Source organism: Herbidospora daliensis (assembly GCF_001570585.1).
In the GTDB taxonomy this organism is placed as follows: Bacteria; Actinomycetota; Actinomycetes; order Streptosporangiales; family Streptosporangiaceae; genus Herbidospora; species Herbidospora daliensis.
On the sequence record NZ_BBXF01000001.1, the window covers coordinates 780,979 to 801,234 of the forward strand.

Here is a 20,256-nt window from a genome sequence, read left to right on the forward strand (position 1 = left end):
CGACTATTTCTTCGACGGGGTCACCTGGACGATGACGCCGAGGTTGAGCGGCAGCGGGCTGACGAGCTTCAGCTTGACGCCGAGCTGCTTGCCCTCGTCACCGGGGTTGCCGGTGCCGAGCACGAACCCGTTGACGTTCTCGCCGTACAGGTCGGTGGCGGGGCTGCCGTCGGGGTTGACGATCCGGGCGGTGTACGCCTGGTTGTCCTTCGACGGCACGACCGCCGAGGCGTCGCGCAGGCGGAAGTAGAGGCCGTCGGGACGGTTCTCCAGGCCCGGGTACCAGGTCTTGGCGTCGGTGAACTCCTTGACCGGGTTCTGCGCGGGGAAGCTGGTGCAGTACTCGACGAACGGCTCCGCCGCCGGCTCCAGGCACTCCTTGAACGGATACGTCTTGCCGAAGCCGAAGGCGGCGTTGGCGGCCTGCGGACGCATCGGGATGTTCTTCAGTGCGCTGGGGTCCTTCGTCGCGGCGACGCCGGAGCGGCGCAGCGGCTCGAAGTGCGAGTCGACCAGCAGGAGCTGGCCCTTCGACCCGACCGACGGCAGGTTGAACTGGTTGGCCGCCGGGTTGTTCATGCCGTACGAGGCGTCGCGCAGCCACACGAGGAGGCCGGGGGCGTTGTAGGCGACCTTCTCGACCTTCCAGGCGCCGTCGCGCTGCCAGGTGGTGTCGTAGGTGTACTTGAGGCCCTGGTCGAAGCCGTCGTAGTTGCGCCACTCGGCCAGGTAGTACTGCTCGGAGTTGATCGAGCCGCCGTGGATGTTCCAGCCCGCGCCGGTCGTGTCGGTGAACGTGCCGGTGCTGGCGGTCCAGCCGTTGGCGCCGCCCTCGACGTCGTCGCTCCAGACGGTCGCGCCACCGGCGGTGACGGCGAAGTCGTCGGAGAACCAGCCGCGCTCGATGGCGGCCTCGTCGGTGTTGTACGTCAGCCGGATCTGGACGGTGGCGCCCGCGAACGGCGTCAGGTCGACGTAGTCGTGCCGCCAGCCGTGGGTGTCGCCGGTCAGGCCGTACTTCTTGTTGCCGAAGTCGTGCATGCGGCCGTTCGGGTCGGCGTAGCCGTCGTCGGTGGTGACGAGGGTGCCGTCCTCGGAGTAGACCTTCTGCTGCGACCAGGTGGCGCCGCCGTCGGTCGAGACCTCGACGAAGCCGAAGTCCCACTCCTCCTCGATGGTGTAATCGTTCCACATCCAGAAGCGGGGGCTGCCGGCGGCCGGGACCTGGACGGTCCGGGTCAGCTTGCTGTCGGCCCACATCTGGTCGTTGTTCGACCACCACATGTTCGCGCCGGAGTGGGGCGTGGCCATGACGACGTGCTTCGACGGCAGGTTGATGCGCAGGCCGTCCTCGGTCAGCTTGGGCGTGCGCGAGGTCTGGCCGATGGTGACGAGCTTGGCCTTGTCACCGGGGTTGACGACCTTCGGGTTGGCCCAGCCGAGCACCCACTTGTCCCAGAGGCCCATGTGGGTCGGCATCGACTGGAAGATCGGGCCCGAGTGGGAGCCGGTCGACATCAGGTCCCAGAACTCCACCGAGCTGTCGCCGGCGCCGGAGGCGTCGTACAGGTCGGGCAGGCCCAGGTCGTGGCCGTACTCGTGGGCGAAGACGCCGACGCCGGAGTCCTCCGGCTGCACGATGTAGTTGGCGATCTTCTTGTTGGTGCCGGGGACGGTGTAGCCGCCGGGGATGGTCGAGGAGTGCGCCCAGATGGCGTACGTGCCCTCTGCGCCGCCGCCGCCCGACTTGTCCTCACCGGCGTGCACGAGCACGAGGTGGTCGATGACGCCGTCGGGCTCCAGGACGTTGCCGTCGCCGTCGGCGTCGGCGGTGTCCTCGATGTCGTAGTCGGCCCACGGGAAGTTCGGCTGCTGCGCGGCCAGGACGTTCACCGCGTCGATGCCGAGCCGGGCCGGGCCCGCCGGGTTGTCGGGGTGGCCGGCCATCTGCTGCGGGTAGGTGCCGCACTGACCGGCGCCGTACCAGGCCTCGGAGTGGGGGACCTTCAGCCAGCCGATCGCCGCGCCCGAGACGGTGTAGGCGCCCTTCGACATCTCCTCGTACATCTTCTTCATGGTGAAGCCGGAGATGTCGATGCCCTTCTTGCCGTCGCGCGGGTCCTTGAGGTCCTTGCGGACCCGCTCGGTGATCCCGGCGTCGGAGTAGAGCATCTTGTTGAAGTGGTCGGTGCTGAAGTTCGGCACCCAGAAGGAGTTGTTGTCCTTCCCGCCGCCCGCGGCCGTGGCCGGGTCGGGGATGTTGTTGTGCAGCGGGCCGTTCATCTTCGTGCCGGCCGGCTCGGTGACGCACGTGTTGATGTCGGCCGTCGAGGCCGGGCGCACGAATCCGGAGAAGTCGTCGTTGGCGTTCTCGTTGAACTCCACGAGAAGCGTCAGCAGCTTGGCCGTACGCTTCGTGCCCGCCTTCTTGTAGATGAACTCGAAGGGGTTCTTCCCGGTCTTGATGGCGCGGCGCTCGTTGTTGGCGAGCCACCGGGCGGCGACGGGGTTGCCGCCGGCGTACTTGTGGTCGATCTCCTCGGCGATGGCCTGCGTGGCCTGCCGGTTGGCCTTCGCCGCTTCGCTCAGCTTCTCGTCCGAGCGGTCGGAGACGTCCGACTGCGCGCGCGGGGGCGTGTAGTTGATGTAGTGGTCGCTGAGCGACGGGGTCCAGCTGGACACCGTGGTGTCCGCCGAAGCCGGGACCGTGGCCGCGGTGAGCCCCGCGGCCAGCAGCCCGAGCGCGGGCACGATGGCGGCCAACCGCCGTGCCTTGCGAGGGGATGCTGCAAAGGCTGACAAGTGATTCCTCCCTCACCCGGTAGTCAGCCGGGCTTGTCGAGGCGCGCGGGGGTGGTGCGCGCCACCGTGCGGTCGTGGCGAAACCGCCACATCCGCCGCAACGGGACGTTAGATCACTCGGTAAAGGAAAAGTAAAGTGAATGGGGGATGTTGCGAAACCGATATCGACTGATCGCCTTACCACCCAGGTGAGGCCGATTGGTACTGTTTCGGGATGTGGACGACCTCATCTCAGCGCTGCCTCCCGGACGGGTGCTGACCGACCCCGACGTGACCGCCTCCTACGCCCGCGACCGCACGTTCCTGCAGGCCGGAGCGGTACGCGCGGTGGTCCTGGCGGAGTCGCGCGACGACGTCGTGACGACGATGAAGTGGGCGACCGCCAACGGGGTCCCGGTGGTGCCGCGCGGGGCGGGCACCGGGCTGGCCGGAGGGGCGGTCGCGGGCGACGGGTCGATCGTCCTGTCGCTGGCCCGCATGACTCGGATTGTCGAACTCTCCCCCGCCGACGAGGTCGCCGTCGTCCAGCCCGGCGTGATCACCGCCGACCTCGACCGCGCCGCCCGCGCCCACGGGCTGATGTACGCCCCCGACCCGTCCTCCTACGAGATCTCCACGATCGGCGGCAACCTGGCGACCAACGCCGGGGGCCTGCGCTGCGTGAAGTACGGCGTCACCCGCGACTCGGCGCTGGGCCTGGAGGTCGTGCTGGCCGACGGCCAGGTGGTCAACACCGGCCGCCGGACCATGAAGGGCGTCACCGGCTACGACCTGACCGGCCTGTTCGTCGGCTCCGAGGGCACCCTGGGGATCATCACCGAGGCCACCGTCCGGCTGCGCCGGGCCCCGGCGAAGCCGCCGATCACGGTGGCCGCCGAGTTCACCTCGCTGCGCGACGCCGCGGCGGCGGTGGCCGCGATCATCGCGGCGGGCTGCCAGCCCTCGATGCTGGAGCTCATCGACCGCAACACCCTGGTCGCGATCGACGACTGGCGCAACATCGGCCTGGAGCCGACGACGCAGGGCATGCTGCTGGCCCAGTCCGACGCCCCCGACGGCGAGGCGGCGGCCGACCGCATGGCGGCCCTGTGCGAGGAGCACGGCGCGACGTTCGCGGCCCGGTCGACCACCCCGGAGGAGGGCGACGAGCTGATCGCGGTCCGGCGGATGGCCTACCAGGCCAAGGAGCGCCTCGGCGAGTGCCTGACCGAGGACGTCTGCGTGCCCCGCTCGAAGCTGCCCGACATGATCGCCGAGATCGAGGCCGTCGGGCGCCGTCACGACGTGCGGATCTGCACGGTCGCGCACGCCGGAGACGGCAACCTGCACCCGGTGTTCATCTTCGAGCGCGGCCTGCCCGAGCCGCCCCCGCACGTGTGGGCGGCGGCCGACGAGATCTTCCGGGCCGCGCTGGCCCTCGGCGGCACCCTCACCGGGGAGCACGGCGTGGGCCTGCTGAAGAAGAGGTGGCTGGAGCTGGAGAGCGGGCCCGTCGTGGCCTCCCTGCAAACCGGGATAAAGCAGGTCTTCGACCCCCACAACATCCTCAACCCGGGCAAGGCCATCTGACCCACTGGTAGCGTGCTCTCCATGGTGGAAGGCGACCCCTCACGGCTGGGGCCGTTCGAGATCGTCGGCCGGCTGGGCGAGGGTGGCCAGGGCGTCGTCTACAGGGGCGTGACCCCCGACGGCGCGACCGTGGCCGTGAAGCTGCTGCACACCCGGCTCAGCACCGATCCGGCGGCCCGCGCCCGCTTCCTGCGCGAGGTCAGCCTCGCCCAGCGCGTGGCGCGGTTCAGCACGGCTCCGGTCCTGTACGCCGACCTCGCCGGAAACCAGCCCTACATCGTCAGCGAGTACGTCCCGGGCCCGTCGCTGAAGGACCTCGTCGAGCGGGAGGGCCCGCGGCGCGGCGCGGCGCTCGAACGGCTGGGCATCGCCACGGCGACCGCCCTGGCCGCCATCCACCAGGCCGGCATCACCCACCGCGACCTGAAGCCCGCCAACGTGCTGATGGGCCCCGAGGGCCCGGTCGTGATCGACTTCGGCGTCGCCAAAGCCCTCGACGCCCCGCAGGCCACGATGAGCGGCACGACCATGGGCACCCCCGCCTACCTGGCCCCCGAGTTACTGAGCGAGGCGACCGCCAGCCCGGCGTCCGACGTGTTCGCGTGGGGCGTCACGATGGTCTTCGCGGCGACCGGCCGCCCGGCGTTCGGCGCCGACTCGATCCCGGTCGTGCTGAACCGCATCCTGCACTCCGAGCCCGACCTCGGCGAGGTCGAGGAGCCGATGCGCACCCTGGTGGCGCGCTGCCTGGCCAAGGACCCGGCCGACCGGCCCACCCCCGACCAGCTGATCGCCTACCTGCGCGGCGACCACGGCGTCATCAAGGCCGCCCCGGTGAAGCGGGGCCGGATGGTGCTGGCCGGCGCCGCTGCCGTGCTCCTCCTCGGCGGCGCCGCCTACGTCCTGACCCAGCCGGCACCGCGGACCGCCGTCGCCGCGCCGACGGCCGCCCCGGTCATCGCGCAGCTCACCCCGACCAAACGCGCCCCGCGCCCGTCGCTCTCCCCGGTCGCCGCCCAGCCCGAAGCGCCCGAGGCGACGCCGGAGGCCCCGGCCGAGCGTCCCGACGTGGTCGACAAGCCGCGCCCGAGCCTGACCCCGACGCCCTCGCCGTCGCCCAGCCCCTCGCCGTCACCGTCGCCCTCCCCCAGCCCGAGCCCGAGCCCGGCAAAGACCAGGGAGCCCAACCCCAACACGCCCGAGGGCCTGTGCGGGGCCGGGTTCGCGGTCGTGAACCAGCACCGCTGGCAGGGCGGCCGGGCCACCACCTATCTCCTGTACGAAGAGGCGACCGGCCTCAACTGCGTGGTCACCCTGTCGAAGAACGTCATCCCGGGCAGCATCAAAATGGGCGCCCTGCTGCGCGTGCAGAAGGGCGCCCACGGCAACGACTGGGGCCGCTACACCGCCTACGCCGGCCCGATCCGCCTCCTCGCGAAGAAGAAGTGCGTCGTCTGGGGCGGCGGATTCGCCAAGGCCACCTGGCAGAGCGGCTGGACCCACTGCGGCTAGAGCAGCTTCTCGTACCAGTCGTAGTAGAGATAGGTGCTGCCGGGGCCGGTCAGGGTGCCGTAGACCTGCCAGAAGCTGTTCGGCGCGAGCGAGTAGCGGAAGACCTTGTCACCGGGCCGGGCGTCCACGAACGTGCTCCAGCTCCCGTTGTTGTAGATGCGCACCTCGATCGTGAACGTCTCGTTGTCGGGGATGTCGAGACAGATCTCGTAGTTGTACGTCATGTTGGCGCCGATGTTGTAGCTGCGCCCGTCGATGGCCCCCCGCTCCCAGTTCGTGGGGATGTAGCTGTTGTAGACCCGCGTGTACCCGCCCGCGGAGCAGTCGACCGCGGACGCGGACGCGGAAGTGATGCCGGTGAGCATGGCGCCGATGACGCCTATGAGTACGAAGATGGTGCGCTTCATGCCTCTCCTCATCCGTGCAGTTAGTTGAAGACTTAACTGAGTCTGATGAGGTCACCACAACCGGACAAGGTCGGGTCGACGGGGCCGCCGTGAGCTGCGCCGATGATTTCCGTCTCTGAAACTAGCCTGAAAGGTGCATGTCAGGGGGTTCGGGGGTCGTCTCCCCGCGTAGAACATTAAACTCACCGAACGTGATCCAACCTCCCGACTCGGCGGAAACGCAGCAGCGACGCGCGGCGATGCTCGGCAGACTCGCCGACCTGGCGGCGGAGCACGCCAAAGCGGTCGAAGGCGGCGGGCAGAAGTACGTCGACCGCCACCACGCCCGGGGCAAGCTCCTGGCCCGTGAGCGCGTGGAACTGCTGCTCGACCCCGGCGCGCCCTTCCTCGAACTGTCCCCGCTGGCCGCCTGGGGGTCCGACTTCCCCGTCGGCGCCAGCGTGGTCACCGGCATCGGCGTGGTCGAGGGCGTCGAGTGCGTGATCGTCGCCAACGACCCGACCGTCCGGGGCGGCGCGTCCAACCCCTGGACGCTGCGCAAGACCCTCCGGGCCACGCAGATCGCCCTGGAGAACCGGCTGCCGCTGGTCAACCTGGTCGAGTCGGGCGGCGCCGACCTGCCGACGCAGAAGGAGATCTTCATCCCGGGCGGGCGGGTGTTCCGCGACCTGACCCGGTTGTCGGCGGCCGGCGTCCCGACGATCGCCCTGGTCTTCGGCAACTCCACGGCCGGAGGCGCCTACGTGCCGGGCCTGTCCGACCATGTCGTCATGGTCCGGGAACGCGCCAAGGTGTTCCTCGGCGGGCCGCCGCTGGTCAAGGTCGCGACCGGTGAGGACGCCGACGACGAGTCGCTCGGCGGCGCCGAGATGCACGCCCGCGACTCGGGCCTGGCCGACTACCTGGCCGAGTCGGAGCACGACGCCCTGCGCATCGGCCGGGCCATCGTCAAGCGGCTGAACTGGCGCAAGCTGGGCCGCGCGCCCAAGCCCTCCCGCCCGCCGCTGCTCGACGAAGAAGGGCTGCTCGACATCGTCCCCGAAGACCTGCGTGTCCCGTTCGACCCGCGCGAGGTGATCGGGCGCATCGTCGACGCGAGTGAGTTCGACGAGTTCAAGCCGCTCTACGGCCCGAGCCTGGTGACCGGCTGGGCCACCGTCCACGGCTACGACGTCGGCGTCCTGGCCAACGCGCGGGGCGTGCTGTTCGGCCAGGAGGCGCAGAAGGCGGCCCAGTTCATCCAGCTCGCCAACCAGTCGCGCACGCCGCTGCTGTTCCTGCAGAACACCACCGGCTACATGGTCGGCAAGGACTATGAGCGGTCGGGCATCATCAAGCACGGCTCGATGATGATCAACGCGGTCGCCAACTCCACCGTCCCCCATCTGACGGTCGTCATGGGGGCCAGCTACGGCGCGGGCAACTACGGCATGTGCGGTCGGGCGTACGATCCCCGGTTCCTGTTCAGCTGGCCGAGCGCGAAGTCGGCGGTGATGGGCCCGGCGCAGCTGGCCGGGGTGCTCTCGATCGTCGGCCGGGCCGCCGCCGAGGCGCGCGGGCAGGCGTTCGACGAGGAGGGCGACGCCGCCATGCGCGCGATGGTCGAGGCGCAGGTCGAGGCCGAGTCACTGCCGTTCTTCCTGTCCGGCCGCCTCTACGACGACGGCGTGATCGACCCGCGCGACACCCGGACCGTCCTTGGATTGTGCCTGTCCGCCATCGGCTCGGCCCCCGAGTCGCCCGCCGCCGGTTTCGGCGTCTTCCGGATGTGAGTCAGATGATCAGTCGGGTTCTGGTGGCCAACCGGGGCGAGATCGCCCGCCGGGTGATCCGCGCGTGCGACGCGCTGGGGATCGAGACGGTCGCGGTGTTCAGCCACGCCGACGCGGGCGCGCGGCACGTCGCCGAGGCCGGGTCGGCGGTCGGGCTGGGGGACGTGAAGGCGTACACCGACGCCGGGAAGCTGGTCGCGGCGGCCAGGGCCGCCGGGGCCGACGCCGTCCACCCGGGCTACGGGTTCCTCTCGGAGGACGCCGCGTTCGCGCGGGCGGTGGCCGAGGCGGGGCTGACCTGGATCGGGCCGACGCCCGAGGCCATCGCGGCGATGGGCGACAAGATCGAGGCCAAGGCGCTGATGGCGGAGGCCGGGGTGCCGCTGCTGCCGACCATCACGCTCTCCGGCGCGGTGGAGGAGCCGCCCGCCGACCTCACCTATCCGCTGCTGCTCAAGGCGTCGGCCGGGGGCGGCGGGCGCGGGATGCGGGTCGTCCGGTCGGCCGAGGAGCTGCCCGAGGCGCTGGAGTCGGCGGGGCGCGAGGCCGCGGCGGCGTTCGGCGACGGGACCGTGTTCGCCGAGCCGCTGCTGGAGCGGGCCCGCCACGTCGAGGTGCAGATCCTCGCCGACACCCACGGCACCGTCTGGGCGCTGGGCGAGCGCGAGTGCTCGATCCAGCGCCGCCATCAGAAGGTGCTCGAAGAGGCGCCCTCCCCCGCCGTCACGCCGGAGCTGCGCCGGTCGCTGGCCGAGGCGGCGGTGAACGCGGCCCGCGCCATCGGCTACGTCGGCGCCGGGACCGTCGAGTTCCTGCTCGCCGACGACCGCTTCCACTTCCTGGAGATGAACACCCGCCTCCAGGTCGAACATCCGGTCACCGAGGCCGTCTACGGCGTCGACCTGGTCCGCCTCCAGATCGAGATCGCCGAGGGCGCCGCCCTGCCCGGCCTGCCGCCGAGCCCCGTGGGCCACGCCATCGAGGTCCGCCTGTACGCCGAGGACCCCGCCGACGGCTGGACCCCGCAGACCGGCCGGATGCACCGCTTCGAGGTGCCCGGCGTGGAGGCCGAGTTCGCCCAGGGCGGCCTGCGGCTCGACGCGGGCGTGGTGTCCGGCGACGAGATCGGCACGTTCTACGACCCGATGCTGGCCAAGGTCGTCGCCTACGCCCCCACCCGCGAGGCGGCGGCCCGGCGGCTGGCCACGGCGCTGGCCGGGGCGAAGCTGCACGGCCCGGCGACCAACCGCGACCTGCTGGTCCGGGTCCTGCGCCACCCCGAGTTCCTCCGGGGCGAGACCGACACCGGCTTCCTGACCCGCCACGACCTGGCCCCCCTGGCGGGCCCGGAGGAGGTGCGGTTCTCCGCGCTGGCGGCCGCCCTCGCCCGATCGGCCCGGCCGAGGGCGACCCTCGGCGACCTGCCGCCGGGCTGGCGCAACGTGGTCTCGCAACCGCAGCGCACCGCCTTCGCCGAGGCCGGCGAGGTCACCCACCTCCTCACCCGCGACGGCCTGCGGTCGTCGCCCGAGGCGATCCTCGTCTCGGCCGCGCCGGAGGAGGTGATCCTGGAGATCGCCGGCGTGCGCCGCGTCTTCGCGGTCGCCTCCTACGACGACGCCGTGTACGTCGACTCCTCGCTCGGCCCCGTCAGGCTGACCCCGCTCCCGAGGTTGCCGGAACCCGTGGTGCAGACTCCTCCCGGGTCGTTGCCCGCCCCGATGCCCGGCACCGTGCTGCGGGTCGAGGTCGGCGTGGGTGACGCGGTGAAACCTGGGCAGACGGTCGTGGTGCTGGAGGCCATGAAGATGGAGCATCGCATCACGGCCCCCGCCGAGGGGGTGGTGGCCGAACTGACCGCCGTCGCCGGGCGGCAGGTCGACGCCGGCACGCCACTGGCCGTGATCAAGGAAGTGACACAGTGACCGAGGTCGTACACCTGACGGTCGAGCGCGGGGTGGCCACGGTCACCCTCGACTCGCCGCGCAACCGCAACGCCCTGTCGCGGCAGCTCGTCGAGGAGCTGTCGGCCCACCTGGAGGCGGCCGGGTCCGACGACGACGTCCGGGCGGTGCTGCTCACCCACACCGGGCCGGTGTTCTGCGCCGGGGCCGACCTGTCGGAGGCGGCGGCCGAGGGCATGGAGGCCGGCACCCGCCGCATGATCGACCTGTTCACGCTGGTGGTCGAGCTGCCCAAGCCGGTGGTCTGCCGGGTCGCGGGCAAGGCGCGGGCGGGCGGGCTCGGCCTGCTCGGCGCGTGCGACGTCGTGGTGGCCGACGACGGCGGCGACTACGCCTTCACCGAGGCCCGGCTGGGGCTCGCGCCCGCGATGATCTCGCTGACCCTGCTGCCGCGCCTCGACGGCCGGGCCGCCGGGCGCTACTTCATCACCGGCGAGACGTTCGGCGCGATGGAGGCCGAGCGCATCGGCCTGCTGACGCGGGCGGTCCCGCTGCCGCAGCTCGACGACGCGGTCGAGGCCGTGCTCGACGGCCTGCGGGCGGCCTCGCCGCAGGGTCTGGCCGAATCCAAGCGCCTGGTCACCGAGCCGGTCAGGCGGCTGCTGGCCGAACGCGGCGACGAGATGGCGACCCTGTCGGCCAAGTTGTTCTCCTCGCCCGAGGCGCGCGAGGGCATGAGCGCGTTCCTGCAGAAGCGCCCGCCCGCCTGGACCGTCTGATGTTGCGCATCGCCAACTGCTCGGGCTTCTACGGCGACCGCCTGTCGGCCGCGCGGGAGCAGGTCGACGGCGGCCCGATCGACGTGCTCACCGGCGACTGGCTGGCCGAGCTGACCATGCTGATCCTGGCCGGGAACCGGGCGAAGGGCCGCCCCCGGCTACGCGACGACGTTCGTGAAGCAGCTCTCCGACGTCCTGGCGACCTGCCTCGACCGCGGCATCAAGATCGTGTCGAACGCGGGCGGGCTCGACCCCGAGGCGTGCGCGCAGGCGATCAGGGACCTCGGCCTGCCGGCCAAGGTCGCGACCGTCACCGGCGACGACCTCATGCCGCGCCTGGCCGAGCTCGGCCCGCTGGTCAACCTCGACACCGGCGAGACCCTCACGGCCGCGCCGATCACCGCCAACGCCTACCTGGGCGGCTTCCCCATCGCCGCCGCGCTCTCGGCCGGCGCCGACGTCGTGGTGACCGGCCGCGTCACCGACGCGGCCCTGGTCACCGGCCCCGGCATCTGGCGGTACGGCTGGGGCCCCGCCGACCTCGACGCGCTCGCCGGTTCGGTCGTCGCCGGGCACGTCATCGAGTGCGGCTGCCAGGCCACCGGCGGCAACTACGCCTTCTTCGGCGAGATCCCCGACCTGGCCCACTGCGGCTTCCCCATCGCCGAACTCCACGACGACGGCTCCTGCGTCATCACCAAACACCCCGGCACCGGCGGCGCGGTCACCGTGGGCACCGTCACCGCCCAGCTCCTGTACGAGATCGCCGGCCCCCGCTATAAGGGCCCCGACGTGACGGCCCGGTTCGACAGCATCCGGCTCATGCAGGAGGGCCCCGACCGGGTGTCGGTGAGCGGCGTGCGCGGCGAGGCGCCCCCGCCGACGCTGAAGGCCGCGGTGAACGTGCTCGGCGGCTACCGCAACACGATGACCCTGGTGCTGACCGGCCTCGACGCCGACCGCAAGGCCGAGGTCGCGGAAGCGGCCGTCTGGGCGCGGGTACCGAGGGAGACCTTCGAGCACACGTACACGGAACGGGTCGGCGACCTGCTCCGGATCACGGTCATGGACCCCGACCAGCGCAAGGCCGGGCGGTTGTTCTCCTCGGCCGTGGTCGAGACGGGCTTGGCGAGTTATCCCGGCTTCTACGGCCTGACCCCGCCCGGCGACGCGTCGCCCTACGGGATCTACTGGCCGGTGGCGGTGCCCCGGATCACCGCCACGGTCGCCGTCGACGGCGCGGAGGTGCCGTTCGAGGACGCCGTGCCGCAGGCGCCCGAGGCGGCCCCGGCCGGCCGCGAGGAGCCGGGGGCGGCCGGGCCGTGGTTCGCCCCGCCGATGCCGATCCCGCTGACCGTCGAAGAAGAGCTCCGACCTTTGGGCCTCATCGCGGGCGCCCGCTCGGGCGACAAGGGCGGCAACGCCAACCTCGGCGTGTGGGTGCGCACCGCCGACCACTACGCGTGGCTGGAGAGTTACCTGACGACCGACCGGCTGGCCGAGTTGCTGCCCGAAGTGACCGGATTGCGCGTCGACCGCCATCTGTTCCCGAACCTGCTCGCGGTCAACTTCGTGGTCCACGGCCTGCTCGGCCGGGGGGTGGCCGCCAGCCCTCTCATGGACGCGCAGGCCAAGGCCCTCGGTGAACGCCTGCGGGCGGTTCCGGTGCCGCTGCCCTGAGTCCATACCGACATCGCGGCGAAACGTGAGTCCTCCTACAATTGCTCGCAATTGCGACTGTACGGAAGGACACCCCCTCATGCGCCTCCGCTTCCTCGGCACCACCTCCGAGGCCACGTCGTGCCCCGCCCTGTACGAGACCGACCGCGGCACCATCGTCGTGCAGGGCACGGAGGTGGTGGATCCGGAGGCCAGAGCCGATCTCCGGCACCTCGCCGACTACGAGACCGCCGTCGAGGTCCCGCGCGAACTCCTGGTCGAGATCGCACGCAAGGTCTTGACCTGATCACGATTAGGGAGCTCCCTATGGCCTGTGCGGCGAACTGAGGTCTACCTTGGTCCGCACCATGGCGGGAGGGATCGAGTGAGCGGTTTCCAGCAGGCGCGAATCGACCTGGGCATCCAGCTCAGGCAGCTCCGGGAGGTCGCTCACCTGTCCGGCAAGGACCTCGCCGAGCGCCTCCACTGGCAACCGTCGAAGGTCTCGCGGATCGAGAACGCCCGCCAGACGCCGACCGAGGACGACGTGGTCGTCTGGGCCCAGGCCGTCGCCGCCGAACCCGGCATGGTCGACAACCTGATCCAGCAGGCGGTCGGCCTGAGCGAGCGCCACGACTCGTGGAAGGCCCGGCACAAGGGCGGGCTGGCGGCGCTCCAGGAGGACGTGCGCGACCTGGAGGCGCGCATCCGCACGCTGCGGATCTTCGAGGCCGGGCTGGTGCCGGGCCTGCTGCAGACCGCGGAGTACTCCCGGCACATCTTCCAGAAGGTGCGCCGGGTCTACGAGGCGGTCGACGACGTCGACGCGGCGATCCGGGTGCGCATGCAGCGGCAGGAGATCCTCTACGACCCCCAGCGCAGGTTCACGTTCGTGGTGCCCGAGGCGGTGCTGCACGTGCGGCTCGCGCCGGTCGACGTGATGCGCGGCCAGATGGACCGGCTGCTGGCCATCACGACGCTGCCCAACGTCGAGTTCGGGGTGATCCCGTTCGAGTCGATGCTGCCGGCCACGCCGCTGCACAGCTTCGCCATCTACAACGAGGCGCTCGTCGGCGTGGCCACGTTCACCAAGGACCTGCTGCTCAGAGACCCCGACGACATCGCCTTCTACGGGCGCGCTCACGACGACTTCGCGGCCGCCGCCGTCTATCGCGAGGACGCCCGCGCGGTGATCGTCCGGGTCATCGACGAATTGGGGAAACAATCCGCTGATTCGTAAGAGCAATTGCTTGCCTCATGTGACGGGAGCGTGCAATCCTTTCCTCTCAGCCGGGAGGTGATTGTGCGATGCTTGACACTTTGTGGTCTCTTGAGCGATTCGCCGATGCGACGCGGGAACACATCGACCTTTCGGTGCGCCTGCTCAGCGCCAATCCGCCGGCGGTGCACGTACGGAACCGTTTCTCCGACACCCTCGCCGAGACGGTGACCTGCACCGACTGCGGCGCCTTCGTGACCTCGTGGGGCTACCGCCTCGGCACGGTCGAGTCGGTCGAAGACGCCGCCGCCCGCCTCGCCTACCTGATGGCGGCGCTTCCGGCGTAGTCACGCCCCATGGTGTCGAGGTTGGTCAGGAATCGCCGCACGTCGTCGTCGCCGTGCTGGACCGACAACGTCCACTGCTCGGTCTTGCCCCACGGCGGCAGGAAGACCCCGCCGTTGTGCTGGTAGAGCCAGTGCGCATGTCCCCATTCGCCGGGATAGTCGAGAAAATCGCGGTAGTCGCGGAGTTTCTCATGAAATATTACTGACCCCTTCGCGCCATATGACTGGATATATCCGGGCATGCCCCATCTGCGGAGAATGGCGGTGGCCTCTTCTGTCATCACCAAGCGCAACCGATCAAAGTGACGATAAGCGTCCGAATTAAGCACGTCCCGGAGCACGACCGCCGCGACCGCCATGGTGAGCGGATTGCCGTTGAACGTGCCCACCTGCTCGTACACGCCCTCGGAGATCAGCCGCATCAGGTCGGGGGTGCCGCCGATCGCCCCGCACGGCAGGCCGCCGCCGAGCGCCTTGGCCAGGCAGATGAGGTCGGGCGTCACGCCGAGTAGTTCGGACGCGCCGCCGGGCGCCACCGACAACCCGGTCTTGACCTCGTCGAAGGCGAGGTAGGCGCCGTGGCGGTGCAGCAGGTCCTTCAGCTGCCCGAGGTAGCCGTCGGGCGGCGGGATGAGCCCGATGTTCATCATGACCGGTTCGAGGATCATCCCGGCGATCTCGCCGGAGTTCTCGATCAGCGCCCGCTCGACGGCCTCCAGGTCGCCGAACGGCACCACGACGGTCAGCCGGGCCAGGTCCGGCGGCACCGAGACGCTGTAGCGCACCGAGCGGGGCCGCAGCGGCGGCCCGGCCTCCTCGATGGACGGATAGACGCTGACCTGCACGGAGTCGTGGTGGCCGTGGTAACTGCCCTCGACCTTGATGATCTTCATGCGGCCGGTGGCGGCCCGCATCAGATGGACGGCGTCCATCGTGGCCTCGGTGCCGGAGTTGCCGAACCGCCACATCGGCAGCCCGAACCGCTCGGCCAGCAGCCGGGCCACGACGACGGCGTCGCGGGTCGGCTGGGCGAAATGGGTGCCCTTCCTGACCCGTTCGTCGATGGTCTCGACGACGGCCGGGTGGGCGTGCCCGACGAGGTTGACCCCGAATCCGCCGTGCAGGTCGACGTACGAGGTGCCGTCGAGGTCGACGACCCGGGACCCCTGGCCGTGCGAGATCCACACGGCGCCGGGAGGGGCGTCCTGCCAGTTGGAGGCCACTCCCCCAGGCAAGACATCGGAGCATTCGGTGCGCACTCGCCGCGATTCGACGGTCCGGGCGAGGAACGCGCCTTCTTGAAGGGCGATCAGGTCGTCCAGTACGCGAGCCGGTGTCCGCTCGCTGACGACGGTCATCGTTAGATCCTTTCGGGCAGGGCCGGCGCGCGGCCCGTGAGATAAGCGGTCGCCACGGTGGCGATCCACTGGAAGGTGACGTCCTCGTCGGCGGAGAACGGGCCCGGCCGGTACCCGCGTGAACTCACGCCCCGCTGCACCCCTTCGCAGGCCTGCCAGTCCTGGCGGTTGGTCAGATCCCAGAAGTCGACGGCGTAGCCGACGTCGGTGGTCCCCTTGGGGAACAGCCACTGGCAGGTGACCTTGGTCCGGGTGGCGGTGAGCGGTTCGAGGACGTGCGTCATCACATAGTCGGGATGGAGACTGAGCAGCAGGTTCGGGAACAGGTGCAGGTACTCGACGATCCGCAGCCGCTCGCCCGTGATGCCGGGAAGGGGCCCGGTCGCCGAGTTGCCGTCCATCGACATGGTCTCGGCGCCGTCGACCAGGTCCATGCGCCCGCCCGCCCACAGCCCCGTCGGGACATAGTTGTCCCCGCTGTCGGGCGGGCTCACGGCGCACAGCTCGGGGTGGATCGCCGGGCAGTGGTAACACTCGTGGTAGTTCTCGACGGCGAGCTTCCAGTTGGCGTCGAGCTCATATTCGTGCGACGCGGCGACGTCGAGCTCACCCATCGTGTACGGGCTGACGATCTCCGCCAGCCCGTCGAGGTAGTCGTGGATGGGCGGCGCCTGCCCGTCGGCGTTGACGAACACGAACCCGTGCCACTCGGTGACCGGAACCTCGACGAGACCCAGCTTGGGCGCCGGCTCGCCGGGGATGCGGTGCAGGTCGCCCCGGAGGTTGTAGACCCAGTTGTGGTACGGACAGGCGATGAACCGTCCGGTCGCACTCGAACCGCACGGGAGCAGTTCGTGGGCGCGGTGACGGCAGACGTTGTAGAACCCGCGCAGCACGGCGTCGTCGTCACGCACCAGCAACACGGAGTCGTCGCCGACGGCGACGGCCTTCCGACCCCGGTTCGGGATGTCCGACGAACGCCCCGCGCAGACCCAGCCACCGGCGAAGACGACCGCCCGCTCCCAGGCGAGCACGTCGTCGGCGGTGTAGGCGGCCTGCGGCAGCATCTGACCCGGGGCCTTGAGACAGGCCCGGACTTCGTCGAGGTCGAGCGGAGCGGAGTTCATCGCTTGCACCATTCGCTCTGGTCCTGGCCGGAACCACACCAGGTCGTCGGCCGGGCGGCCCCGGCCTGGCTGGGCGGCCAGACCACACCGGCTTTCCCGTCGGGCCGGGCCAGGACACTCGACAACACGTCACGGAGAACCCGAATCATCACTTCCACCACCTCGTGTTCAATACGGCCTTCACGTCCTCGATCGCCTTCAGCGGAGCAACACCGTCCGGCACGCGGGTATCGGTGATTCCGTGGCGCGCCCGCGCGCGAACGCAGGTTCGGCGAACACTCTCAGGGATCGGCGACGCACCGTTCGCCGCGCGAGTGCGGACCGATCGCACGCAGGCGTGGGTCGGGTCCGCGCCTCCATGGCATGGCGAAGCACCGTTCAGCGCGCGAGTCCGGCGGACGCTTGGGGTGATCATTTTCTGCCGCCCCTCTTGCGGTCCTTGAGGATGCGGCGGGTGGCCAGGTAGCCGGCGATGCCCGTCACGCCGCCGCCGCCGTGGGTTGCCGAGCTGCACTGGTAGAGGCCCTTCACCGGGGTGGTGAAGTCGGCGTAGCCGGGGGCGGGGCGCAGGTGGAAGAGCTGGTCGGGGGAGAGTTCTCCGTGGAAGATGTTGCCGCCGAGCAGGCCGTATTCGTGTTCCATCTCGTGGGGGCCGATGACCTGGCGGTGGAGGACCGACGCCTTGAAGCCGGGGGCCAGCTGGTCGTAGCCGTCGATGACCCGGTCGGCGTAGGCGTCGAGTTCCTCGGTGTGCGGTTCCTCGTTCCAGGTGTGAGGGACCCACTGGGTGAACATCGACATGATGTGGGTGCCCTCGGGGCAGAGCGTGCGGTCGACCGTCGAGGGGATGACCGAGTCGGAGAACGGCAGGCGCGCGGCGACGCCTGACCTGGCGTCCTGGAACGCCTGCTCGACGTACTCGATGGAGTGGCAGAGCTCGACCGAGCCGGTCAGGTCGGCTTCGGGGTTGGACGGGAAGGTCGGCAGCTCCGAGAGGGCCACGTTGATCTTCACGACGCCCGAGCGGGAGCGCCAGCGTTCGATGTCGCGCACGAAGTCGTCGGGCAGGTGGTCGCGGCCCACGTGCGTCAGGAAGGTGGTCTTGGGGTGGGTGGCGGCGACGACGGTGGAGGCGGTGAACTCGCGGCCGTCTTCGAGGGCGACTCCTACGACCTTGCCCCCCTTTATAAGGATTTTTCGGACCGGGGCTTCGGTCAGGACCGTCGCGCCGAACGCCTCGGCCGAGCTCCGGATCGCCTGGCTGACCGCGCCCATGCCGCCGATCGGGTACCCCCACGACCCCATGCGCCCGTCACCGACGTCGCCGATCGTGTGGTGCATCATCACGTAGGCGGTGCCCGGCTCGGCCGGCCCGGCCCACGTGCCGATGACGCCGTTGATCGACATCACGCCCTTGACCTGGGGCGATTCGAACCACTCGTTCAGCAGGTCCTCGACCGACATGGTGAACAGGCGGACCGCGTCGGCAGTGCCCCGCGTCCGCAGGCCGCGCAGCCCCCAGGCCAGTCTCAACTGGTCGATCAGGTCCTTAGGCCGCATCGAGCCGACGTTGGGCGGGGTGCGCATCAGCAACGGGGACAGGACGTCGCCGATGCCCTGGAGCCAGGCTTCGTAGCGGGGCATCGCGTCGGCGTCCTTCGCGGAGAACGCGGCGATCTGGGCGTGGTCGCGGGCCGGATCGCCCGTCTCGGTCTGCAGGGAACGGCCGTCGGGGAACGGCACGAAACTGGGCCCCATGGGGATCACGTCGTAGCCGTGTTCCTTGAGCCGCAGGTCACGCAGGATCGTGGGGGGCATCAGGCTCATGACGTACGAGAGAGCAGTGACTTTGAAGTCGGGGCCCCAGGGGGTTTCCGTGGTGGCCGCGCCCCCGGTGACCGGACGGGCTTCGGCGACGAGTGTGGAGAGTCCGGCACGGGCGAGATAGGCCGCGGCGACGAGCCCGTTGTGCCCGCCCCCGATGATGATCGCGTCGTATGCGTGTTTCACCGGCTGTACCCCTTCTGCATGGCGTTACGACCCGGAAAACTTATGCCCGCACGCCTTGCGGCCCATGGGGGCCACACCGTCAGACTAACTGGGCAACCAGTCAGTCTGGCAAGAGGAGATTCGGTACCAGAAAAGGGAACAGCATGGATCGACGCAGGTTTCTGCTGGTCAGCGCCTTAGCTGCGACGGCGGCATGTGGAGGCGAGCGGCCCGGCCGCTCGACGGGGTCCTCCGCAGTGCCGCTCACTCGAACGGATTCACCCGGCGCCCTGCCGCTGCACGACGACATCCCTCCGATCGCGGACGGGCTCTCCCCGGAGTCCGGCGGGGTGTTGAAGATCTTGAACTATCCCGAGTACGTGTCGCCTGACGTGTTGAAGGCGTTCGGGAAGACCCACGGGGTCGAGATCGAGCTGACGACCTTCAACACGATGGAAGACGCGATCTCCAAACTCCGCACACCCGGCGCGTCGTTCGACGTGTGGTTCCCGACGCCCGACGTGATCGGGAAGGCCGCGGTCGGAAAGCTGCTACTGCCGCTGAACAAGACCTACCTGGGGAATCTGGCCAACGCGTGGCCTCAGCTCCAGTCGCCCTTCTACGACGACGGTTCACGGTATTCGGTGCCCTATTGCGCCTACACGTCCGGGGTCGGGTACCGGGCCGACGAGGTTTCGGCCGGGTTCGGGTATGGGCTGCTCTGGGATCCGGCGTACAAGGGCAAGGCTTATCTGATCGACGACCACCGCGAGGGCCTGGCCCTGGCGATGCTGAAGAACGGGTCGCGGGAGATCAACACCGAGGATCCCGTGAAGATCAAGCAGGCCGGGACGTGGCTGTCGGAGCTCGTACCGCTGATGAACATCAAGACCGGGATCGCGGCCTATCAGCTGGTGGCCGAGGGCCAGGCGACGGTGCACCACTGCTGGTCCGGGGACATGATCAACGCGCAGTCGTACCTGCCGAAGGGCGTGGACGCGGACGTGCTCGGCTACTGGTACCCGTCCGACGACCTCGGCGTGGTCGGGACCGACTCCATGGCCGTGCCCGCATCCGCTTCGAAGCCGGTGCTCGCGCACATGCTGCTCGACCATCTGCTGGATCCTGCGGTGGCGCAGGAGAACTTCTCCTTCACGGGCTATCAGCCGGCGCTGTCGGCGATCACCCCCGAGAAGATGGTCACCGACGAGTTCGTGACCGAGGGCCTGAAGTCGGCGATCGTGACGCCGGACGTGTACGCCCGCAGCCAGCAGATCTTCCAGATCTCCCCCGCCGCCGAGGCGGTCTGGCTGGACACGTGGTCGCAATTCAAGGCAGGCCAGTGAACGGGGACGGCGGAGGTTCCGCGGAACCTCCGGGAGAACCCCCGTCCAGAGTGGACGATCACCCGAACGGACCGGCTGAGAGCGGACCCAGTTCAAGCACACCAGCTACGAGTGGACGGGCTGAAAGCAGACCCGGCACGAGCGAGCCGACTGCGGGCAGACCAACCGCAAGCGGAACCGGGGCAAGCAGACCGGCTGAAAGCAGACCTGACACAAGCGAGCCAACTACGAGCAGGTCAACCGCGAGCGGAGCCGGCGCGAGCAGACCGGCTGCGGGCGGACCGACTGAGAGCAGACCCGGCGCAAGCGGGCGAAACGCAAGTGAATGCGGGGCGAGCGGACCGGCTGCAAGCGGGACGGCGAAGAGCAGATCAACCGCGAGTAGACCCGGCGCGAGCGAGCCAACTGCAAGCAGACCGGCCGAGGGCGGAACCGGCGCCAGCGAGCCAACGGCAAGTGGACCGGC

General features: G+C 70.0%; 16 protein-coding genes and 1 pseudogene. 11 read left to right on the top strand and 6 right to left on the bottom strand.

The window, feature by feature from the left end; translation table 11 throughout:
- Window positions 1–3 precede the first annotated feature (3 nt).
- Window positions 4–2,763 carry an immune inhibitor A domain-containing protein gene (locus tag AW274_RS02945; protein WP_232319952.1) on the bottom strand — a complete coding sequence of 920 codons (2,760 nt, stop codon included), beginning with the start codon at window positions 2,761–2,763 and terminating at the stop codon, window positions 4–6.
- Window positions 2,764–3,018: 255 nt separating this feature from the next.
- On the opposite strand from AW274_RS02945, the gene AW274_RS02950 reads away from it, so the two are divergent.
- Complete coding sequence (locus tag AW274_RS02950; RefSeq protein ID WP_062429076.1) at window positions 3,019–4,371, top strand: FAD-binding oxidoreductase; 1,353 nt, start codon at window positions 3,019–3,021, stop codon at window positions 4,369–4,371.
- 21 nt (window positions 4,372–4,392) lie between these two features.
- A complete protein-coding gene (locus tag AW274_RS41020; protein WP_062429078.1) occupies window positions 4,393–5,883 on the top strand; it encodes a serine/threonine-protein kinase in 1,491 nt (496 codons plus the stop codon).
- Here AW274_RS41020 and AW274_RS02960 read toward each other — a convergent pair.
- Window positions 5,880–6,290, bottom strand: coding sequence for a hypothetical protein (locus tag AW274_RS02960; RefSeq protein ID WP_062429080.1), 411 nt, complete (start codon window positions 6,288–6,290; stop codon window positions 5,880–5,882). The two genes, AW274_RS41020 and AW274_RS02960, sit on opposite strands and share 4 nt — an antisense overlap.
- 239 nt (window positions 6,291–6,529) lie before the next feature.
- Between AW274_RS02960 and AW274_RS02965 the strand changes: the two genes are divergently transcribed.
- The 8 genes and pseudogenes from AW274_RS02965 (at window position 6,530) to AW274_RS02995 (ending at window position 13,970) form a co-directional block, all read left to right on the top strand.
- A complete protein-coding gene (locus tag AW274_RS02965) occupies window positions 6,530–8,062 on the top strand; it encodes an acyl-CoA carboxylase subunit beta (RefSeq protein ID WP_232320005.1) in 1,533 nt (510 codons plus the stop codon).
- 5 nt (window positions 8,063–8,067) lie between these two features.
- Complete coding sequence (locus tag AW274_RS02970) at window positions 8,068–9,987, top strand: ATP-binding protein (RefSeq protein ID WP_062429084.1); 1,920 nt, start codon at window positions 8,068–8,070, stop codon at window positions 9,985–9,987.
- A complete protein-coding gene (locus AW274_RS02975; RefSeq protein WP_062429086.1) occupies window positions 9,984–10,745 on the top strand; it encodes an enoyl-CoA hydratase family protein in 762 nt (253 codons plus the stop codon). Before AW274_RS02970 ends, AW274_RS02975 begins: the two co-directional genes overlap by 4 nt.
- Window positions 10,745–11,909: pseudogene (locus tag AW274_RS43110) on the top strand (acyclic terpene utilization AtuA family protein); the annotation flags it as partial. The gene AW274_RS02975 and the pseudogene AW274_RS43110, both read left to right, overlap by 1 nt.
- A gap of 174 nt (window positions 11,910–12,083) precedes the next feature.
- Window positions 12,084–12,425 carry an AtuA-related protein gene (locus AW274_RS43115; protein WP_439648748.1) on the top strand — a complete coding sequence of 114 codons (342 nt, stop codon included), beginning with the start codon at window positions 12,084–12,086 and terminating at the stop codon, window positions 12,423–12,425.
- Between the two features lie 79 nt (window positions 12,426–12,504).
- Window positions 12,505–12,711, top strand: coding sequence for a hypothetical protein (locus tag AW274_RS02985; RefSeq protein ID WP_030454164.1), 207 nt, complete (start codon window positions 12,505–12,507; stop codon window positions 12,709–12,711).
- Window positions 12,712–12,789: 78 nt separating this feature from the next.
- Window positions 12,790–13,644, top strand: a complete 855-nt coding sequence (locus AW274_RS02990) for a helix-turn-helix domain-containing protein (RefSeq protein ID WP_062429087.1) — start codon at window positions 12,790–12,792, stop codon at window positions 13,642–13,644.
- A gap of 68 nt (window positions 13,645–13,712) precedes the next feature.
- Window positions 13,713–13,970 (top strand): hypothetical protein, encoded by a 258-nt coding sequence (locus tag AW274_RS02995; RefSeq protein ID WP_062429089.1) that lies wholly within the window; start codon window positions 13,713–13,715, stop codon window positions 13,968–13,970.
- On the opposite strand, the gene AW274_RS03000 is transcribed toward AW274_RS02995, so the two are convergent.
- The 4 genes from AW274_RS03000 to AW274_RS03010 form a co-directional block, all read right to left on the bottom strand.
- On the bottom strand, window positions 13,943–15,229 hold the full coding sequence (locus AW274_RS03000; protein ID WP_439648749.1) for an aspartate aminotransferase family protein: 1,287 nt from the start codon (window positions 15,227–15,229) through the stop codon (window positions 13,943–13,945). The genes AW274_RS02995 and AW274_RS03000 overlap by 28 nt on opposite strands.
- Before the next feature lie 101 nt (window positions 15,230–15,330).
- Window positions 15,331–16,467 (bottom strand): aromatic ring-hydroxylating oxygenase subunit alpha, encoded by a 1,137-nt coding sequence (locus AW274_RS03005; protein ID WP_063813057.1) that lies wholly within the window; start codon window positions 16,465–16,467, stop codon window positions 15,331–15,333.
- Window positions 16,452–16,604 (bottom strand): hypothetical protein, encoded by a 153-nt coding sequence (locus AW274_RS40000; protein ID WP_157519738.1) that lies wholly within the window; start codon window positions 16,602–16,604, stop codon window positions 16,452–16,454. Before AW274_RS40000 ends, AW274_RS03005 begins: the two co-directional genes overlap by 16 nt.
- Before the next feature lie 262 nt (window positions 16,605–16,866).
- The gene (locus tag AW274_RS03010; RefSeq protein ID WP_062429095.1) at window positions 16,867–18,465 is read right to left on the bottom strand and encodes a phytoene desaturase family protein; all 1,599 of its coding nucleotides are present in this window, start codon (window positions 18,463–18,465) and stop codon (window positions 16,867–16,869) included.
- Between the two features lie 329 nt (window positions 18,466–18,794).
- Here AW274_RS03010 and AW274_RS03015 point away from each other — a divergent pair, with 329 nt between their 5' ends.
- Window positions 18,795–19,790, top strand: a complete 996-nt coding sequence (locus tag AW274_RS03015) for a polyamine ABC transporter substrate-binding protein (protein ID WP_198168992.1) — start codon at window positions 18,795–18,797, stop codon at window positions 19,788–19,790.
- Window positions 19,791–20,256: the final 466 nt, after the last annotated feature.

Bases quoted from the DNA above. Each gene is read 5' to 3' on its own strand.
- AW274_RS41020 (WP_062429078.1), top strand. From the start codon at position 4,393: ATGGTGGAAGGCGACCCCTCACGGCTGGGGCCGTTCGAGATCGTCGGC.
- AW274_RS02960 (WP_062429080.1), bottom strand. From the start codon at position 6,290: ATGAAGCGCACCATCTTCGTACTCATAGGCGTCATCGGCGCCATGCTC.
- AW274_RS02965 (WP_232320005.1), top strand. From the start codon at position 6,530: ATGCTCGGCAGACTCGCCGACCTGGCGGCGGAGCACGCCAAAGCGGTC.
- AW274_RS02970 (WP_062429084.1), top strand. From the start codon at position 8,068: ATGATCAGTCGGGTTCTGGTGGCCAACCGGGGCGAGATCGCCCGCCGG.
- AW274_RS43115 (WP_439648748.1), top strand. From the start codon at position 12,084: ATGCCGATCCCGCTGACCGTCGAAGAAGAGCTCCGACCTTTGGGCCTC.
- AW274_RS02985 (WP_030454164.1), top strand. From the start codon at position 12,505: ATGCGCCTCCGCTTCCTCGGCACCACCTCCGAGGCCACGTCGTGCCCC.
- AW274_RS02995 (WP_062429089.1), top strand. From the start codon at position 13,713: ATGCTTGACACTTTGTGGTCTCTTGAGCGATTCGCCGATGCGACGCGG.
- AW274_RS03005 (WP_063813057.1), bottom strand. From the start codon at position 16,467: ATGGTGCAAGCGATGAACTCCGCTCCGCTCGACCTCGACGAAGTCCGG.
- AW274_RS40000 (WP_157519738.1), bottom strand. From the start codon at position 16,604: ATGATTCGGGTTCTCCGTGACGTGTTGTCGAGTGTCCTGGCCCGGCCC.